The 17,089-nt window shown below is 69.5% G+C and carries 16 protein-coding genes; 4 read left to right on the top strand and 12 right to left on the bottom strand.

From position 1 onward, the window contains the following. On the bottom strand, positions 1–1,322 hold a 1,322-nt coding region (locus I5G_RS11305), incomplete at its 3' end, for a glutamine synthetase family protein (RefSeq protein WP_022879146.1). Between the two features lie 147 nt (positions 1,323–1,469). On the opposite strand from I5G_RS11305, the gene I5G_RS11300 reads away from it, so the two are divergent. After that, a complete protein-coding gene (locus tag I5G_RS11300) occupies positions 1,470–3,002 on the top strand; it encodes an amino acid permease (RefSeq protein WP_022879145.1) in 1,533 nt (510 codons plus the stop codon). A gap of 161 nt (positions 3,003–3,163) precedes the next feature. On the opposite strand, the gene I5G_RS11295 is transcribed toward I5G_RS11300, so the two are convergent. From I5G_RS11295 to I5G_RS11285, 3 genes are all read right to left on the bottom strand, one after another. After that, the gene (locus I5G_RS11295) at positions 3,164–3,832 is read right to left on the bottom strand and encodes a hypothetical protein (protein WP_022879144.1); all 669 of its coding nucleotides are present in this window, start codon (positions 3,830–3,832) and stop codon (positions 3,164–3,166) included. 46 nt (positions 3,833–3,878) lie between these two features. Continuing rightward, positions 3,879–4,388: an amino-acid N-acetyltransferase gene (locus I5G_RS11290; RefSeq protein ID WP_026095865.1), complete on the bottom strand. Its 510-nt coding sequence runs from the start codon at positions 4,386–4,388 to the stop codon at positions 3,879–3,881. Between the two features lie 121 nt (positions 4,389–4,509). Beyond that, positions 4,510–7,032: an ATP-dependent Clp protease ATP-binding subunit gene (locus I5G_RS11285; RefSeq protein WP_022879142.1), complete on the bottom strand. Its 2,523-nt coding sequence runs from the start codon at positions 7,030–7,032 to the stop codon at positions 4,510–4,512. A 189-nt stretch (positions 7,033–7,221) separates the two neighbouring features. Between I5G_RS11285 and I5G_RS11280 the strand changes: the two genes are divergently transcribed. Both I5G_RS11280 and I5G_RS11275 read left to right on the top strand, forming a co-directional pair. Further along, entirely contained in the window at positions 7,222–7,848 is a 627-nt protein-coding gene (locus I5G_RS11280) for a hypothetical protein (RefSeq protein ID WP_022879141.1), read from the top strand. Next, positions 7,845–8,078: a helix-turn-helix transcriptional regulator gene (locus tag I5G_RS11275; protein WP_022879140.1), complete on the top strand. Its 234-nt coding sequence runs from the start codon at positions 7,845–7,847 to the stop codon at positions 8,076–8,078. Before I5G_RS11280 ends, I5G_RS11275 begins: the two co-directional genes overlap by 4 nt. Before the next feature lie 19 nt (positions 8,079–8,097). Here the strand turns inward: I5G_RS11275 and I5G_RS22045 are convergent, their stop codons facing one another. From I5G_RS22045 to I5G_RS11260, 3 genes are all read right to left on the bottom strand, one after another. Beyond that, complete coding sequence (locus tag I5G_RS22045; protein WP_022879139.1) at positions 8,098–8,811, bottom strand: hypothetical protein; 714 nt, start codon at positions 8,809–8,811, stop codon at positions 8,098–8,100. A gap of 16 nt (positions 8,812–8,827) precedes the next feature. Beyond that, a complete protein-coding gene (cls, locus tag I5G_RS11265; RefSeq protein ID WP_022879138.1) occupies positions 8,828–10,294 on the bottom strand; it encodes a cardiolipin synthase in 1,467 nt (488 codons plus the stop codon). A 67-nt stretch (positions 10,295–10,361) separates the two neighbouring features. Next, the gene (locus I5G_RS11260) at positions 10,362–10,547 is read right to left on the bottom strand and encodes a hypothetical protein (RefSeq protein WP_022879137.1); all 186 of its coding nucleotides are present in this window, start codon (positions 10,545–10,547) and stop codon (positions 10,362–10,364) included. A gap of 138 nt (positions 10,548–10,685) precedes the next feature. Between I5G_RS11260 and I5G_RS22040 the strand changes: the two genes are divergently transcribed. Further along, entirely contained in the window at positions 10,686–11,837 is a 1,152-nt protein-coding gene (locus I5G_RS22040) for a DUF4192 family protein (RefSeq protein ID WP_022879136.1), read from the top strand. On the opposite strand, the gene lysS is transcribed toward I5G_RS22040, so the two are convergent. From lysS to I5G_RS11230, 5 genes are all read right to left on the bottom strand, one after another. After that, on the bottom strand, positions 11,788–13,305 hold the full coding sequence (gene lysS / locus I5G_RS11250) for a lysine--tRNA ligase (RefSeq protein WP_022879135.1): 1,518 nt from the start codon (positions 13,303–13,305) through the stop codon (positions 11,788–11,790). The two genes, I5G_RS22040 and lysS, sit on opposite strands and share 50 nt — an antisense overlap. 72 nt (positions 13,306–13,377) lie before the next feature. After that, positions 13,378–14,232: a pantoate--beta-alanine ligase gene (panC, locus tag I5G_RS11245; RefSeq protein WP_022879134.1), complete on the bottom strand. Its 855-nt coding sequence runs from the start codon at positions 14,230–14,232 to the stop codon at positions 13,378–13,380. After that, a complete protein-coding gene (locus I5G_RS11240; protein WP_036327757.1) occupies positions 14,229–14,960 on the bottom strand; it encodes a DUF2520 domain-containing protein in 732 nt (243 codons plus the stop codon). Before I5G_RS11240 ends, panC begins: the two co-directional genes overlap by 4 nt. Continuing rightward, positions 14,957–16,537, bottom strand: coding sequence for a PH domain-containing protein (locus tag I5G_RS22035; RefSeq protein ID WP_022879132.1), 1,581 nt, complete (start codon positions 16,535–16,537; stop codon positions 14,957–14,959). Before I5G_RS22035 ends, I5G_RS11240 begins: the two co-directional genes overlap by 4 nt. Before the next feature lie 218 nt (positions 16,538–16,755). Continuing rightward, on the bottom strand, positions 16,756–17,089 hold a 334-nt coding region (locus tag I5G_RS11230), incomplete at its 5' end, for a PH domain-containing protein (protein WP_026095862.1).

The following is a 17,089-nucleotide window of genomic DNA, read 5'->3' as shown; positions in this document are numbered from 1 at the left end:
TCGGTCACGGCGGCGTCGAAGGCTTCCACCTCGATGCGCGCCTGGTTCAGGTAGTGCTCGACGACGTCGTCGCCGAAGGCGGCACGCGCCACGGTCGACTCCGAGAAGAGCTTCGCGGCCTCGCGGAGGGTCGTCGGCAGGGTGTCGACTCCGGCGGCGTAGGCGTTGCCGGTAAGCGGCGCGGGCAGCGGCAGCTCGTTCTCGATGCCGTGCAGACCGCCCGCGATGATCGCCGAGATGGCGAGGTACGGGTTCACGTCGCCGCCGGGCACGCGGTTCTCGACGCGCAGCGATCCGCCGTGGCCGACGACGCGCAGCGCGCACGTGCGGTTGTCGATGCCCCACGCGACGCCGGTGGGCGCGAACGAGCCCTTGGCGTACCGCTTGTACGAGTTGATCGTGGGGGCGTACAGCAGCGTGAACTCGCGGAGGGTGGCCAGGATGCCGGCGATCCAATGCTCCATGAGCGGGCTGAAGCCGTGCTCCCCGTCGCCGGCCATGACGGCCTCGCCGTTCTCGCCGCGCACCGACAGGTGGATGTGGCAGCTGTTGCCCTCGCGCTGGTCGAACTTGGCCATGAAGGTCAGCGACTTGCCGTGCCGGTCGGCGATCTCCTTCGCACCGTTCTTGTAGATCGTGTGGTTGTCGGCGGTCTCGAGTGCTTCGGCGTAGCGGAACGCGATCTCCTGCTGCCCGTCGTTGCACTCGCCCTTGACGCCCTCGCAGTACATCCCCGCGCCGTCCATGCCGCGGCGGATGTCGCGCAGCAGCGGCTCGAGCCGCGTGGTGGCGAGGAGGTTGTAGTCCACGTTGTAGTCGGTCGAGGCCGTGAGCCCGGTGTATCCCTTGGCCCAGGCATCCCGGAAGGAGTCGTCGAAGACGATGAACTCGAGCTCGGTGCCCACGTAGGGCGTCAGCCCGCGCTCCGCGAGCCGGGCGCGTTGGGCGTTCAGGATGCCACGCGGCGACTGCACCACGGGCGCGCGGTCCTCCCACGCGAGGTCGGCCATGACGAGCGCCGTCCCCTCCTGCCACGGGACGCGGCGCAGTGTGTCGAGGTCGGGCACGAGCAGCATGTCGCCGTAGCCCTTCTCCCAGCTCGACATCGCGTAGCCGTCGACGGTGTTCATGTCGACATCGACCGAGAGGAGGTAGTTGCACGCCTCCGCGCCGTGCGGAAGGACCTCGTCGCGCCAGAACCGCGCGGCGACGCGCTTTCCGACGAGGCGCCCTTGCGCGTCCGGGAAGGCGACGACGACGGTGTCGATCTCGCCCGAGTCGATCGCGGCATCCAATTCCGCGGTGGTGAGATTGCCCGCCATGGTCTCCCTCTCGCCTGCTCGACGCCTCCTCGATCGGAGGCCGTAACGAGGAACTTACACGCCAAAGGTAGACAGGTCGACCAATAGAACGCCATGATTTCCCGCAAAGGCGCTCCCGAAGCCTGTCCGCATCTATCAGGAGGCTCCATGTCCACCTCGAGCAGTTCACAGAAAAAGGTCGCCGGGGCCACCTATACCGCGACCGACTCCTCGTACTTCGAGAAACGCACCCTCAAACGCTCCGCCGGCGTGTGGGGCCTGTGGGGCCTCGCCGTCGCCGCCGTCATCTCCGGCGACTTCTCCGGCTGGAACTTCGGCATCGGCTTCGCCGGTTTCGGCGGGATGCTGATCGCCTTCGTCGTGCTGGTGATCATGTACTACGGCCTGACGTTCTCGATCGGCGAGATGGCCGCCGCCATGCCGCACACCGGCGGGGCCTACTCGTTCGCGCGCTCCGCGATGGGACCGTGGGGCGGTCTGGCCACCGGCCTCGCCGAGACGATCGAGTACGTCGCGACGACCGCCGTCGTCGTCTACTTCTCGGGGCAGTACGCCGACTCGGCGCTGGAGCTGCTCACCGGCGTCAGCCTCCCGGCGTTCGTGTGGTGGATCATCCTGTACGCCGTGTTCATCGCCCTCAACGCCGCCGGCGCCAACATCTCCTTCGTCTTCGCGATCGTCGTCTCGGTGATCTCGATCGGCATCATCGTGGTCTTCGGCATCATGTCGCTCGCGTCCGGCGCGTTCGACTGGGGCTCGCTGTGGAACCAGGTGCCCGATCCGGGACAGTCGGAGTTCCTGCCGTTCGGCGTCGGTTCGATCCTGCTCGCCCTCCCCTTCGCGATGTGGTTCTTCCTCGGCATCGAAGAGCTCCCCCTCGCCGCGGAGGAGTCGCACAACCCGGCCCGCGACATCCCCCGCGCGGGACTCTGGGCACGCGGCACGCTCATCATCACGGGCCTCATCGTGCTGTTCCTCAACACGGGCGTCCTCGGCGCCGACGCCACGGGCAGCTCGCTCGAGCCGCTGCTCGACGGCTTCCGCGCCATGGTCGGCGACCAGGCCGCGGCGCTGCTGTCGCTCCTCGCGCTCATCGGCCTGCTCGCGTCGCTGATGGGGATCATGTTCGCCTATGGCCGCAACATGTACTCGCTGTCGCGCGCCGGGTACTACCCGCGCTGGCTGTCGCTCACCGGCGCTCGCAAGACCCCGTGGGTCGCGCTCGTCTTCGGCGCGGTGGTCGGGTTCGTCGCCCTCGTCGTGGTGCAGGCGGCGGGTGGGGATGCCAGCCCCGCCGGCGCCATCGTGCTGAACATCGCCGTGTGGGGCGCGGTGGTGGCGTACTTCCTGCAGATGGTGTCGTTCATCGTGCTGCGGCGGAAGTTCCCCAACGCGATCCGCCCGTACAAGAGCCCCTGGGGCCTCTTCGGCGCGTACTCGGCGGCGATCATCGCGGCGATCGTCTTCTTCGGTCTGCTGCTGAACCCCGCGTACCTGCCGGCGATCGTCGCGATCATCGTGGTCTACGCGGTCATCTTCATCGGCTTCGCGATCTACGGCCGCCACCGCCTCGTGCTCTCCCCCGAGGAGGAGTACGCCCTGTCCGGCGGCCTGCACCGCGACCCGCAGGAGGAGGGCTACGACGCGATGGAAGGCGAGGTCTTCGGCGAGAAGCACTGACGACGGAGGGGCGGATGCCATTGGCATCCGCCCCTCTCCCGTCTTCGTCCCTGCCCCGCGGCCTGCGGCCCCGCTCGACCGGGTTTGGGGCGTGATCCTCGCTTCGGGGCGGAAGATTCACGCCCCAATGCGAGGATCGCGCCCCGAACCGCCAGCCATCGTCACCGCAGGATGAACGCAGCCGTTCCGGCGGACGGGATGCCACCGATCGAGACGCTCAGGTGGTACGTCGCGCCGCCGCCGGGGGCGAACGGCCGGTCGCCCTGGCACGAGCTCACCGACGAGCGCGTGCGGTCCCACGTGAGGGGAGCCGCGCTCGTCACCTGCTGGCCCGCGGCGAGGGTCACGACCATGTCGCTCGGCTCGGACTGGCAGTCGGTCGACCTCCACCACACGTCGGAGCCGCTGGTCACCGTGAAGGACTGCGCGCTCGTGCCGACGTTCATCGTGCACGGGTGCGCCGAGGTGTTGGTGAGGCGGATCGACAGCTGCGGGTTCTCGCCCTGCCCGTACTCGGTTTTGTCCGTCAGCGCCTCGACCTTGATGTCGGCGGCGGCGCACTCCGCCGGCCCCGCGGGCACGCTCGGGCTGGGGCTCGCCGACGGGGACGGCGACTCGGCGGGCGCGGAGGGCGCGGCGGGCGCCGACGGCGCGGGGGCGGCGGAGCTCGCCACGGGCGCGGGGTCGGCGGTCGGCGCGGAGCGCCACGGCGGCGCGGCGACGAGCCACACGACGAGGCCGATCACGAGCAGCGCGAGAAGCACGGCGGCGAGACGGCGTCGACGGTAGACCGCCGGGGATTGCCGCCGCCTGCGGGGGGCATCGGTCATCGTTCCAGCGTAGGCCGCGCGGCTGAGCGGCCACGCCACGCCGCGCTCAGAGCTGCTTGAGCATCCGGGTGTTGCCGAGCGTGTTCGGCTTCACGTGCGCGAGGTCGAGGAACTCCGCGACACCCTCGTCGGGGCTGCGGACCAGCTGCGAATACACGTCGGGGTCGACGACCTGCTCACCGATGGGCGAGAAGCCGCGTCGCGTGAAGAAATCCACCTCGAAGGTGAGGCAGAACAGCCGCGAGACGCCGAGCGCCCGCGCGTTCTCCTCGAGCACCTCGACGATGCGGCGACCGACACCGTGGTGCAACCACTCGTCGTGGACGATGAGCGTCCGGATCTCGCCCAGGTCCTCCCACATCACGTGCAGCGCGCCGCAGCCGATGACCTCGCCGTCGGCCTCGGCGACGACAAACTGCTGCACCGAGCCGTACAGCACCACGAGATCCTTGCCGAGCAGGATGCGCTTCTGCACGAACGGCTCGAGCAGCTCGTGGATGCGTCGGACGTCGCGGGTCCCGGCGGGGCGGACGACGAACGGCGCGGCGGTGGTCATCGTCCCAGCGTACGACGAGCCGGGCGCCTCCCCGGCGACACCACGGCACGCGCCCGTCTTCGCGGCGGGGACGACGAAGGGCCTGGATGCCATGGCATCCAGGCCCTGTTGTGTCGTCGGATCAGCCGGCGAGGGTGTCGGGCGTCGCGGCGATCTCGCCGGCCGTGCCCACACCGATCGCGACCTTGTCGCCGCGGGGTCCGCTCTCGAACGTGAACTGCCCGTTCTCGACGCCGACCTTGACGTGGTCGCCGGACTCGAGCTCGCCGTGCAGGATCTTCTCGCTCAGACGGTCCTCGACCTCGCGCTGCATGGCGCGGCGCAGGGGGCGGGCACCGAGCGTCGGGTCGAAGCCGATCTCGATGAGCTTGTCCTTCGCGTCGTCGGACAGCTCCACCGTCATGTCGCGGTCGAGCAGCCGGTCGGCGAGACGCTTCACGAACAGGCCGACGATCTGGCGGAGCTCGGCCTTGTTCAGCTGCGGGAAGACGATGACGTCGTCGACGCGGTTGAGGAACTCGGGCTTGAAGTGGCGCTTGAGCTCTTCGTCGACCTTGCCCTTCATCCGCTCGTACGAGGTCTGCGCGCTGCCCTCGATCTGAAAGCCGACCGGACCACCGGCGATCGCCGACGAACCGAGGTTCGTCGTCATGATGATCACGGTGTTCTTGAAGTCGACGACGCGGCCCTGACCGTCGGTCAGACGACCCTCTTCGAGGATCTGCAGCAGCGAGTTGAAGATGTCCGGGTGGGCCTTCTCGATCTCGTCGAAGAGCACGACCGAGAACGGCTTGCGGCGCACCTTCTCGGTGAGCTGGCCGCCCTCTTCGAACCCGACGAACCCGGGAGGGGCACCGAACAGACGCGAGACGGTGTGCTTCTCACCGAACTCCGACATGTCGAGGGAGATCAGCGCGCCCTCGTCGTCGAAGAGGAACTCGGCGAGCGCCTTGGCCAGCTCGGTCTTTCCGACGCCCGTGGGGCCGGCGAAGATGAACGAGCCGCTGGGACGCTTCGGGTCCTTGAGGCCCGCACGCTGACGACGGATCGTGCGCGACAGGGCCGCGATCGCCTCTTCCTGGCCGATGACCCGCTGGTGCAGGGCCTTCTCCATGAACATGAGGCGGCTGGACTCCTCCTCGGTGAGCTTGAACACCGGGATGCCGGTCGCCTGGGCGAGCACCTCGGCGATCAGGCCCTCATCGACCACCGCGTGGGAGGCGACGTCGCCGGAGCGCCACTGCTTCTCGAGGCGCAGACGCTCGGCGAGCAGGGACTTCTCCTCGTCGCGGAGGGCGGCGGCCTTCTCGAAGTCCTGCTCCTCGGAGGCGAACTCCTTCTGCTCGCGGACCTTGGCGATCTTCTCGTCGAACTCGCGCAGCTCCGGCGGCGACGACAGGATCGACAGGCGGAGGCGCGCGCCGGCCTCGTCGATCAGGTCGATGGCCTTGTCCGGCAGGAACCGGTCGCTGATGTAGCGGTCGGCGAGGTTCGCCGCGGCGACGATCGCGCCGTCGGTGATCTGCACCTTGTGGTGCGCCTCGTAGCGGTCGCGCAGCCCCTTCAGGATGTTGATCGCGTGGGGCAGGCTCGGCTCGGCGACCTGAATCGGCTGGAAGCGGCGCTCGAGCGCGGCATCCTTCTCGAAGTGCTTGCGGTACTCGTCGAGCGTGGTGGCACCGATGGTCTGGAGCTCACCGCGGGCGAGGAGGGGCTTGAGGATGGATGCCGCGTCGATCGCGCCCTCGGCGGCACCGGCACCCACGAGGGTGTGGATCTCGTCGATGAAGACGATGATGTCGCCGCGCGTGCGGATCTCCTTCGTGACCTTCTTCAGGCGCTCCTCGAAGTCACCGCGGTAACGGGAACCGGCGATGAGCGAACCGAGGTCGAGCGAGTAGACCTGCTTGTCCTTGAGCGTCTCGGGGACGTCGCCCTTGACGATGGCCTGCGCGAGGCCCTCGACGACCGCCGTCTTTCCGACACCGGGCTCGCCGATGAGGACGGGGTTGTTCTTGGAGCGACGCGAGAGGATCTGCATGACCCGCTCGATCTCCTTCTCGCGCCCGATGACGGGGTCGAGCTTGTTGTCGCGCGCGGCCTGCGTGAGGTTGCGACCGAACTGGTCGAGCACGGCCGACCCGCCCTGGGCTGCGCCCTGGTTCTGCTCGCCGGCACCGGACGCGACGCCCGCGGGCTCCTTGCCCTGGTAGCCCGAGAGCAGCTGGATGACCTGCTGGCGCACCTTGTTCAGGTCGGCGCCGAGCTTGACGAGCACCTGCGCGGCGACGCCTTCACCCTCGCGGATGAGGCCGAGCAGGATGTGCTCGGTGCCGATGTAATTGTGGCCGAGCTGCAGCGCTTCGCGCAGCGACAGCTCGAGGACCTTCTTCGCACGCGGCGTGAAGGGGATGTGACCGGTGGGCTGCTGCTGGCCCTGACCGATGATGTCCTGCACCTGCTCGCGCACGGCGTCGAGCGAGATGCCGAGGGACTCGAGCGCCTTCGCGGCGACACCTTCTCCCTCGTGGATGAGGCCGAGGAGAATGTGCTCGGTCCCGATGTAGTTGTGGTTGAGCATCTTCGCCTCTTCTTGGGCGAGCACAACCACGCGACGGGCACGGTCGGTGAATCTCTCGAACATCCTCAGTCCCTCCAGGAATGGGCTGACAGGCACGCCTCCGCGCGCCGTACATCGAGAGTAACCAGCGGTCGGATGCCACGGACCCGTGTTCGCCGTGGGCATACCCGGGGCGCCCGCGGGCTTGCGTGGCGCATCGATGGTCGATAACTTATCGATAACCGATAGCAACGACTTTCGATAAGGAGCATCGTGTCATCGTCTCGATCCCCCCAGCGTGCCGTCTCGCGCGGCGACAGGTTCGGCATCATCGCTTTCGTCGTCGCCGGCGTCGCGACGATCATCTGGGCCGTCGTCAGGAGCGTCATCGGCATCGTCCACGCTCTCCCCAACCGCGACATCGAGCTGGACGCGCCGTTCGTGAACACGATGGCGCAGGCGCCCATCGGCCCTGACGGAGCCGCGGTCACGGTCAGTCTCGACACCGCCGTGATCGTCGCACCGTCCTTGCCGTGGCCGTCTCTCGTCGCCCTGATCATCGCCCAGGCCCTCTTCGCCGCGATCGTGGTCACCGTCGTCGCCCTGCTGATCGCCCTCTGTCTCGGCATCCTGCGCGGACGCATTTTCAGCCGTCGGCACACCACCCTCGTCTCGATCGCCGGGCTGCTGACCCTGGTGGGCATGTACGGCGTGCCGTTCCTCTACAACATGGCGGTCAACGGTGCGCTGGCGCGGATCTCCGACTACACGTACGACCGCAGCGTCGTCGGCACGATCGACCTTCTGCCGATCGTCGCAGTGGCCTTCGTCAGTGCGATCGCCGGCACCGTGTTCGTGGTCGGCGACCGCCTGCAGCGCGACACCGAAGGACTCGTGTGACCCCCGCAATCGACGACGACGGGCCCAGCGGCATCCACTGCCGGCTCGATGAGCTGCTCGCCGAACGGGGTATGACGCTGACGCGACTGAGCGAGCTGGTCGGCGTGAGCATCGTCAACCTGTCGGTGCTCAAGAACGACCGCGCCCGCGCGATCCGCTACTCGACCCTCGCGGCGATCTGTCGCGCCCTGGAGTGCGAGGTGGGCGACCTGCTGGTGGTCCAGGGCTGATCAGCGCACGCCGAGAGCGTCAGCGTTGACCCAGCACCTCGAGGGGACCATCGGAGGCCACGTTGCCGCCGACGAGCGTCAGCTCCACGGCGCCCGCACCGACGATCCCGGTGAGGTCGGCCAGCGCGACGCGCGGGGCGAGGTCCATCGTGCAGACCTGATCGGCGGGCGGTTCGGCGAAGGTCACGGTCGCTCCGCCCGCATCCGAGGTCACGGCCTCGACCTGGGGGCGGCACCCGGAACTCCCCCACGTGAGGATCGCGGCGATGTCCGGGCCCACCCATCCGGCACTCGGCGCGAATTCGGCCACCGGTGCCGGCGAGGTCGCGAGGCCCGCGAGCGACGTCGACCCGCTGATCGCCCCCGTGACGACGATGTCGACGTTCTTGGTCGGATCGACATCCGACGGGAGAGCGACGAACGTGGCGCGCGGTGCCATGTCGCGCGTGCAGGGCGCCTCGGTCGTCTCGGCGAGGGTGATGGTGAGGGTTCCGCCCGTGAGCACGGGGTCGCTCGCGGTCGGCACGCACGAGGAGCTGCCGAGCGTCACGACGGCGATGCCGCGACCCGCGTCGAGCCACCCCGCCTGCACCTCGGACGGGGAGGCCGAGGCCGTGGCATCCGGGGTGTCATCTGCCGTGGGAGAAGAGGCGGTGCCGGTCGCGCATCCGACGAGGGCACCGACCGACAGGATGCCGATCGCCAGCAGGGCGGGCACGGTCAGGCGGGTCATCAGGGCCTCCGGCTGATCACTGCAGCGCCGACGTGAGGCGCGCGAGGTTGTCGAGGATCGTCGAGCGGAGCGGCTGACGCCGCCACTCCTCGGCCGTGAGCTCACGGCTGAGGGTGCGATAGACGTCTTCCACTCGCTGCATGTCGCGCACGAACTCCTCGCCCCGCACGAGCATCGATATTTCGAGGTTGAGGCCGAACGAGCGCATGTCCATGTTGCTCGAGCCGATGACCGCGACCTCGTCGTCGATGGTCAGGCTCTTGCTGTGCAGGATGAAGGGCTTGCGGTACATCCAGATCTTCACGCCGGCGGTGAGCAGCGCCTCGTAGTAGCTGCGCTGGGCGTGATAGACCATCGCCTGATCGCCCTCTTCCGAAACGAAGAGTTCCACGTGCACGCCGCGCTGGCAGGCGGTCGTGATCGCGAGGAGCAGCGCCTCGTCGGGCACGAAATACGGGCTCACGATGATGATGCGCTCGCGGGCGGCGAAGAGCAGACCCAGGAAGAGCTTCAGGTTGTTCTGGAAGTCGAAGCCGGGACCCGAGGGGACGATCTGGCAGTCGAGGTCGCCCGGTCCGGATTCGACGCTGAACAGGTCGATCTCATCGGTGAGCGTCTCGTCGGTCTCGCTGTACCAGTCGCTGAGGAACACCGCGTTGATGCTGGCGACGACGGGACCCTGGACGCGCACCATGAGGTCGACCCAGTGCAGCCCGCGCCGGATGTTCTTGCGCAGGTTGTACGACGAATCGGTCACGTTCTGCGATCCCATGAACGCGACGTCGCCGTCGATGACCAGAAGCTTGCGGTGGTTGCGCAGGTCGGGACGCTGGTAGCGGCCGCGCAGCGGCTGCACCGGCAGCATCAGATGCCAGTGCGCACCCATGGCATCCAGACGTCGAAGAGTCTGACGATAGTAGGGCTTGCCGCGGTTGGCCCAGTGGTCGAGGAGCACGCGCACGACGACGCCGCGCTCGGCGACCTCCTCGAGGGCGCGGAAGAAGTTGTCGGTGGAGGCGTCGGTCTGCAAGATGTAGAACTCGACGTGCACGTACCGTTGCGCCCGGCGGATGGCATCCGCCATCGTGTCGAGGCTCTCCTGGTAGTCGGCGATCAGGGTGGCTGCGTTGTCTCCCGCGATGGGCATGGCGCCCAGGTTGCGGTTGAGTCGGACGAGGGCGCGGAACCAGTCGGGGGCGTTCGGGCGGAGGGTGCCGAACTCGAGCGACTCGCTCGTGTCGTGGATGTAGCGGTTGATGTCGGCCTGCTTGCGGCGGCGCTTGCGCGGCAGACGCGGGTTTCCGATCAGGAGGAACAGAAGCACCCCGACGTAGGGGATGAAGTAGATGGCGAGGAGCCACGCCATCGCGGCGGTGGGCCGGCGGTTGCGCGGCACGATGATGACCGCGGCGATACGCACGACGAGATCGATCACGAACAGCGCGATGACGAGCCAGCTCGCCTCGAACGTGGTGTCGATCACGGGACCTCCTGGGCGGAATGTCCCCCCAGCGTAGTGACCGGCTCCGACACTCGGAGAACGGCGGTGCTCAGCGCGGGGTGCTGTCGGACGCGGGGAGTCCGCGCTTCGCGCGCTCCTGCGCCTCGATGCGGGCGTAGGCCTTGCGTTCCGTACGGTCCATGCGGATCACCGAGCGGAGGATGAAGAAGAAGATCACCGACACCGCCAGCGTCGGCAGCAGCGGCCACAGCACGGCAGTCCAGACGTCATCCACCCGTTCAGGATACGACCATCTCCTGTGCATCGGTCGGGAGGACGACCCCTCCCTCACACCCGGCGGACTTTCCGATCCGTCCCCAGATCCCGGTTCTCCCCGGGCGGCCGGCCGATCGACCCGGCCAGTCTCGTGGGCATGTCAACGATCGTCCGCGCCGGATCCTCGGCCGAATTCCTCGCCCTCGTCCCCCACCTGCTCGAGTGCACGCCGCACCGGAGCCTCGCCGTCGTCGCGTTCGCCGACGGGCGTTCGATCGGAGCGCTGCGCATCGACCTGCCCGACCCGGCGGTCGGTGCCGACGTCGACAGCGTGGCTTCCACCGTCATTGGGATGGCGTGCAAGATCTCGCGGGCGGATGCCATCGCCGCCGTCGTCTACACCGATCGGCGTCTCACGGATGCCGAAGACCTGCCGCACCGGCCCCTCATCGATGCCGTACGGTCGCGGGCGGATATCTGCGGCCTCCACGTGACGGACGCCCTCGTCGTCGGCGCCGACGGGTGGGACAGCTACGTGACGCCCGCGGAGGACGGCCCGCTCCCGCTCACGGACATCGAGGCACGGGAAGACCTGCCCACGGTGGACGGCGACCAGATCTCTGCGGTGGCGCTCCCCGAGGTCGCGCACGCGTCGGTCGAGACGGTCGCACGCCTCCTGACCGACGCCGAGCACCTCCTTTCACGTTCGCGCGCGGCGAAGCGACTGTCGGGACGCCATCGCAGCGACGCGACCAAGCTCCTCGACGTCCTCGGGGACCCCCCGGCCGTGTTCGAGGCCGTCGTGGCCTCCGACTCCCCGCTCGATGTCCCCCGTCTCGCGGCGATGTCGTTCTGCCTCCAGCGACCCGCCCTCCGAGACGTCGCCCTGATGCAGTGGGTCGGCGACCTCGCGACCGGCGACGCCACCTACCGTGCACAGTTCGCCTTCGCGGAGGGGCGGGCGTTCCCCGCCGACCTCGCCCGCCCGATGTGCGGCGAGGGCGCGCGGCCCGACCCGACGCGGCTTCACCGAGCCCTCGAGGCCTGCCGCCAGGTCGCCGCAGCGAGCCCCCGCGCGGAGCGCCCCGGACCGCTCGCCGCGTGCGCGTGGCTCGCGTGGGCCGGCGGGCGCTCGACGCACGCGGCGGCATACGCCGATCAGGCTCTCGCGATCGACGGCGGGCACGGCCTGGCCGGGATCGTGCGGACGCTCGTGGGCCACGGGCGTCTGCCCGAGTGGGTGTTCGAGCGTCCGGCGGCTACTTCACGAGCGGGAACAGGATCGTCTCCCGGATCCCGAGTCCGGTGATGGCCATCAGCAGGCGGTCGATCCCCATCCCCATACCGCCGGTGGGCGGCATGCCGTGCTCGAGCGCGCGGAGGAACTCCTCGTCGATGGACATCGCCTCGTCGTCACCGCGGGCCGCGAGCTTGGCCTGCTCGGTGAAGCGCTCGCGCTGGATGACGGGGTCCACCAGCTCGGAGTACCCCGTGGCGAGCTCGAAGCCGCGCACGTACAGGTCCCACTTCTCCACGACGCCGGCGATCGAACGGTGCTCACGAACGAGCGGGCTGGTGTCGAGGGGGAAGTCCATGACGAACGTGGGCCGAGTCAGCCCGCCCTTGACGAAGTGCTCCCACAGCTCCTCGACCCACTTGCCGTGCGTCTCATGAGCGGGGGCGTCGACGCCCGCCTCGGTGCCGAGAGCGCGCAGCTCGTCGAGCGTCGTCTCGGGGGTGACGGGCCGCCCCGCCGCGTCGGAGAGCGAGTCGTACATCGAGATGCGGTCCCACTCGCCGCCGAGGTCGTACTCGGTGCCGTCGGCCCACGTCACGGTCGTGGAGCCCGCGACGGCCACGGCCGCGTCCTGGATGAGGGTCTGGGTGAGGTCGGCGATGCCGTTGTAGTCGGTGTACGCCTGGTAGGCCTCGAGCATCGCGAACTCGGGGCTGTGCGTCGAGTCCGCTCCCTCGTTGCGGAAGTTGCGGTTGATCTCGAAGACCCGGTCGATACCGCCCACGACCGCGCGCTTGAGGAACAGCTCCGGCGCGATGCGCAGGTAGAGGTCGGCGTCGAAGGCGTTCGAGTGGGTGATGAACGGGCGGGCGCTGGCGCCACCGTGCTGCACCTGCAGCATCGGAGTCTCGACCTCCACGAACGAGCGCTCGGCGAACGTGCGGCGCAGGCTCGCGTTGACCTTGGCGCGCGCGAGCACCGTTTCGCGGGCACGATCCCGAACGATGAGGTCGAGGAAGCGGCTGCGGACGCGGCTCTCCTCGCTCAGCTCCGAGTACAGGTTGGGAAGGGGGAGGACGGCCTTGGCGGCGATCTCCCACTCCGAGACCATGATCGACAGCTCGCCGCGGCGGCTCGAGATCACCTCGCCGGAGACGAACACGTGGTCGCCGAGATCGACGAGCTCCTTCCACGCCTGCAGGGACTCCTCGCCCACGTTCGCGAGCGACACCATCGCCTGGATGCGGCTGCCATCACCGGACTGCAGCGACGCGAAGCAGAGCTTCCCGGTGTTCCGGCTGAACACGACGCGCCCCGCGACACCCGCGGTCACGCCCGTCTCGGCGCCGGCCTCGAGGTCGCCGTATCGCTCGCGCAGCGCGGGGATCGTGTCGGTGACCGGCACGGCGACCGGGTAGGGGCCGCCCGCGGCATCCGCGCGCTCGGCGAGCAGGCGTTCCCGCTTGGCGAGTCGGACCGCCTTCTGCTCGAAGACGTCGTCTTCGGTCGGTTCGGCGTCGTTCGCGGGCGCGTCGGTCATCGTGAAGGCTCCTCGGGGTCTCATCGAGTTTATCCGCGAGGCGCCGGGCGTTCTCTCGGAGCAGGGATCCGCTCAGCGCAGCGAGATCTCCGCGTTGTCGATGAACCGGTGGCCACCGACCGTCGCGGCGATGAGCGCGATGGCTCGCCCGCGGTGACCGTCGTCGACGGGGAGGAAGGTTTCCGGATCGACCACCGAGAGGTATTCCAGGCCGATGCGCGGCTCCCCCATCAGCGAGGACTGCGCGGCGGCGATGCAGGAATCCACCCCCAGATCGGCATTGGATGCCGCGGCCTCCAGAGCCACCGTGAGCTTTGCGGCAGCGCGACGATCCGCGGGTTCCAGCAGACCCACGCGGCTGGAGATCGGAAGACCGTCCTCGGCGCGCACGGTCGGCACCAGAGCCGTCTCGATCCCGAAGTCGAGGTCACGGATCATGCGTCGCACCAGGAACTCCCGCTGCAGGTCGCGCTCACCGTACACCGCGACGTCCGGGCGGATGAGATGGAACAGCTTGGCTTCGACCGTGAGGACACCGTCGAAGTAGAACGGCCGCGTGCGTCCCTCGTAGCGCAACCCCAGGTCGCCCGCGGACACGCGCGTGGTCGCCGTCCCGGCGGGGAGGAACTCCGCCGCTGTCGGCGCGAACACGAGATCGATGCCGAGCTCGTCCAGCAGATCGGCGTCCGCGTCGGGGGTGCGGGGGTAGGCCGCGGTCTCCTCCGCCGTGCGGAATCGCAGCGGGTTGACGAACGTGGACACCACGACGAGGTCGGCCCGCTCGCGTGCGGTGCGGATGAGGTCGACGTGTCCGTCGTGGAGGGCCCCGAGCGTCGAGACGAGAGCGACGCGCGCAGCACCGCCCGGGCGATCTGCGCCTCTGGCCTCGGCCAGTCGGGTGCGCAGATCCGAGATGGTGCGGATCATCCGTCGATCGTAGCGTCCGGCGGGATGCCGTCCGCGCCGATCGACCCCGTCCCCTCCACCAGCGCCTGGTCGACGCTGGAGCGCACGAGCGCCGAAAGGTACGCCCCGGTGTTCTCCACACCGACGCCGGCAAGGAGTTCCGCCGACTGTCGCACGATCGACCGCGAGAACTGCGTCGCCGTCGCCACCGCCTCGGCGTACGCGGGACGGTCGGCCTCGGCGATCACCACCGGTTCGCACCCGAGTTCGACCGCGAGCGCCTGGGCGATGGGTAACACGGGAGCGGGCGCAGTGACCGCCGCGTACGCCTGCGAGAGCTGGCGGAGGTCGATGGACGACGCCCCGGTGAACACGATCGCCGGGTGGATGGCGAGCGGGATCGCCCCGCGCTGGAGTGCCGGCGTCAGCACCCCGACGCCGTACGCGGGGTCGGTGTGCAGCACGAGCTGCCCGGGCTGCCACGCGCCGATATCAGCGAGCCCGGCCACGAGCCCCGGGAGCTGGTCGTGCGGCACCGCCACGACGACGAGTTCGCTGCGGCGCACGACCTCCTCCGACGACAGCACCGGGAGACCGGGAAGGATCGCCTCCACGCGGTCGTCGTCCGATCCCGACGTGATGCCGGTCAGGGCGTGGCCCGCGCCCGCGAGGGCGGCCCCGATCACCGGCCCTACGCGCCCCGCACCGATGATGCCGACACCGAGCCGACCGTCGCGTCCGCCGCTCATCCGGCCCACCGGTGGCTCCGGTCGCCCGCCGCCGCCGCGACCGTGGCGCGGGCGGTGTCGTCGAACAGCGCGAGCGCGGCATCCCGATCGAGAGCACCGACCGAGGTCCGGACCGTGCCGGGGATCACGTGCGTGGCGAGCGTCGCCGTGCGGGTCGCTCGGGCGAGCGGCCCCTGCCGCAGCCCGATGGACTGCAGCCGCGCCAGGGGGATGACGGTGAGGGTGCGGTGCGCCCAACCTCGGCGGAGGAAGATCGCGTCCGCCGAGACGACGGCGCCGTTGCGCCGCCACGACAGAGGCCGCAACAGCCAGACCCGGCGCGGTGTGCTCACGTAGGGATCGTCGTCCACCGGGCCCAGGATGCCGTGGCGGAACACGTACGTCCATTCGTCGGCGGGGAGGGCCGGGACGAGGATCCCCAGCACGCGCTCGACGTCCTCGCGCGTCCCGATGGGGAGCACGGTGGCGAACGGATCCGCGTTCGAGTCCGACGAACCGCGGCTGTGCCCCGTCAGCCTGTTGACCGAGATGCTCCACCACCCGAACGGGCGCCACATCAGAGGCTGGTGCACCTCGATCGCGTGGACACGACCCGGGGGCAGCACCTCGCTCACCGTCGTGAACAGACCGGACGTGAGCCGTACCCCGTCCGAGCTCGGGGCGATCGCGTACCGCAGCCCGCGCGCGATCGAACGCACGTAGTAGGCGCCGAAAGCCAGGAAGGCAGGAACCATCGTGAACAGCACCCAGAGCGTCGAGAACGAGGCCGCAACGACGATCACGGCGATCAACGCCAGGAGCGTCAAGGTGGAGCCGCTCAGTACCCGCGACGCGACGAGACGCCCGAACGGGATCCTCACGATGCTCTCGGGTTCGGCGTCGGAGAAGTCCTCACCGTCGACGATGCCCTGGATGCCGGCGGCGACCGCATCGGCCGCCTGCTGGACCGGAGACCCGGATGCGACCGCCGCCGCGCCTCGCTCAGCCAGGCGGCGACCGGATGCCAACCGCAGGATGTCGCCGCGGACCGTCTCGGCGGCAGATGCCGACAGGTACTCGAGCTTCACGTTGGAGTCGAGACCGGCGCCGACCACCTCGAGCTTCGCGAGTCCCAGGAGGCGCGCCACCAGCGGCCGCGTCAGGTTGACGCCCTGGACGCGGTCGAGCGGGGCCCGACGATGCGTGCGGAAGAGGACTCCCGACCGCACCTCGACGTCGTCGTCGCTGATGCGGAACGTGTGGAACCGCCACGACAACCGGAAGATCACGAGGAGCACGATGAGCACCGCGAGCGCCCCACCCCCGGCGATCAGGATGAGGTTGTGGGCCAGGATGAAGTCGACCGGATCGGGTGGGACGACGCCGGGCGGCAGATCCGTCACGGCGGGCAGGAACAGCTCGATCAACCGCTCACGCAGGTTCGCGACGATCACACCGATCATCACGACGAGGAACAGCCCACCCCGCAGCAGTGGCGTGAGAGGGTGCAGGCGCTGCCACTCGCCGTCGCTCAGCGGCGACCGGACGAGCGCCCGGGGAGGCGCCCCCTCGTGAGCGGACGAAGCATCGCCGGGCACTGCGGCAGCGGGCCCCACGGGCATGGGCACCGCAGCCCCCGGCACTGCAGCCCCGGGAACCGTGCCGGGCACCCCGGCCTCCGGTACCGCAGCCCCGGGAACCGGGCCGCCCGGCTCCGCAGCCCCGGGGACCCCGCCGTCCGGCTCCGCGGCCCCCGGAACCGACCCGCCCGGCGCACCGTCCCCGGGCACCGCCCTGCCCGCGCGCGACGGATCGGTCACAGCCCGGTCCGGCGGGTCTCGGCGACGTCGATGAGGGTGTCGCGCAACTGCTCCGCGGCGGCCTGCGTCAAGCCAGGGATCGTGATGCCCGAGGAGGCGGCGGCGGTGACGAGCTTGAGCTGCGCGATCCCGAAGCCGCGGTCGAGCGGACCGTGCGTGATGTCGACCAACTGCATACGGCCGTACGGCACGGCCACGACACGCTGCCAGAGGATCCCCCGACGGAAAACGAGGTCATCGCGCCGCAGTTGGTATCCGAACGCGCGCGCCTGCCGCGGCGTGATGATCATCGTGATCGCCGTGATGAGCAGGACCACGCCGACGGGGATC

The organism is Microbacterium sp. B19 (genome assembly GCF_000333395.1).
Lineage (GTDB): Bacteria > Actinomycetota > Actinomycetes > Actinomycetales > Microbacteriaceae > Microbacterium.
The sequence above is the reverse complement of the archived record's forward strand: the minus strand, read 5'-3'. Positions and strand labels throughout refer to the sequence as shown.

Bases quoted from the DNA above. Each gene is read 5' to 3' on its own strand.
- I5G_RS11300 (WP_022879145.1), top strand. From the start codon at position 1,470: ATGTCCACCTCGAGCAGTTCACAGAAAAAGGTCGCCGGGGCCACCTAT.
- I5G_RS11295 (WP_022879144.1), bottom strand. From the start codon at position 3,832: ATGACCGATGCCCCCCGCAGGCGGCGGCAATCCCCGGCGGTCTACCGT.
- I5G_RS11290 (WP_026095865.1), bottom strand. From the start codon at position 4,388: ATGACCACCGCCGCGCCGTTCGTCGTCCGCCCCGCCGGGACCCGCGAC.
- I5G_RS11285 (WP_022879142.1), bottom strand. From the start codon at position 7,032: ATGTTCGAGAGATTCACCGACCGTGCCCGTCGCGTGGTTGTGCTCGCC.
- I5G_RS22045 (WP_022879139.1), bottom strand. From the start codon at position 8,811: ATGACCCGCCTGACCGTGCCCGCCCTGCTGGCGATCGGCATCCTGTCG.
- I5G_RS22040 (WP_022879136.1), top strand. From the start codon at position 10,686: ATGTCAACGATCGTCCGCGCCGGATCCTCGGCCGAATTCCTCGCCCTC.
- lysS (WP_022879135.1), bottom strand. From the start codon at position 13,305: ATGACCGACGCGCCCGCGAACGACGCCGAACCGACCGAAGACGACGTC.
- panC (WP_022879134.1), bottom strand. From the start codon at position 14,232: ATGATCCGCACCATCTCGGATCTGCGCACCCGACTGGCCGAGGCCAGA.
- I5G_RS11240 (WP_036327757.1), bottom strand. From the start codon at position 14,960: ATGAGCGGCGGACGCGACGGTCGGCTCGGTGTCGGCATCATCGGTGCG.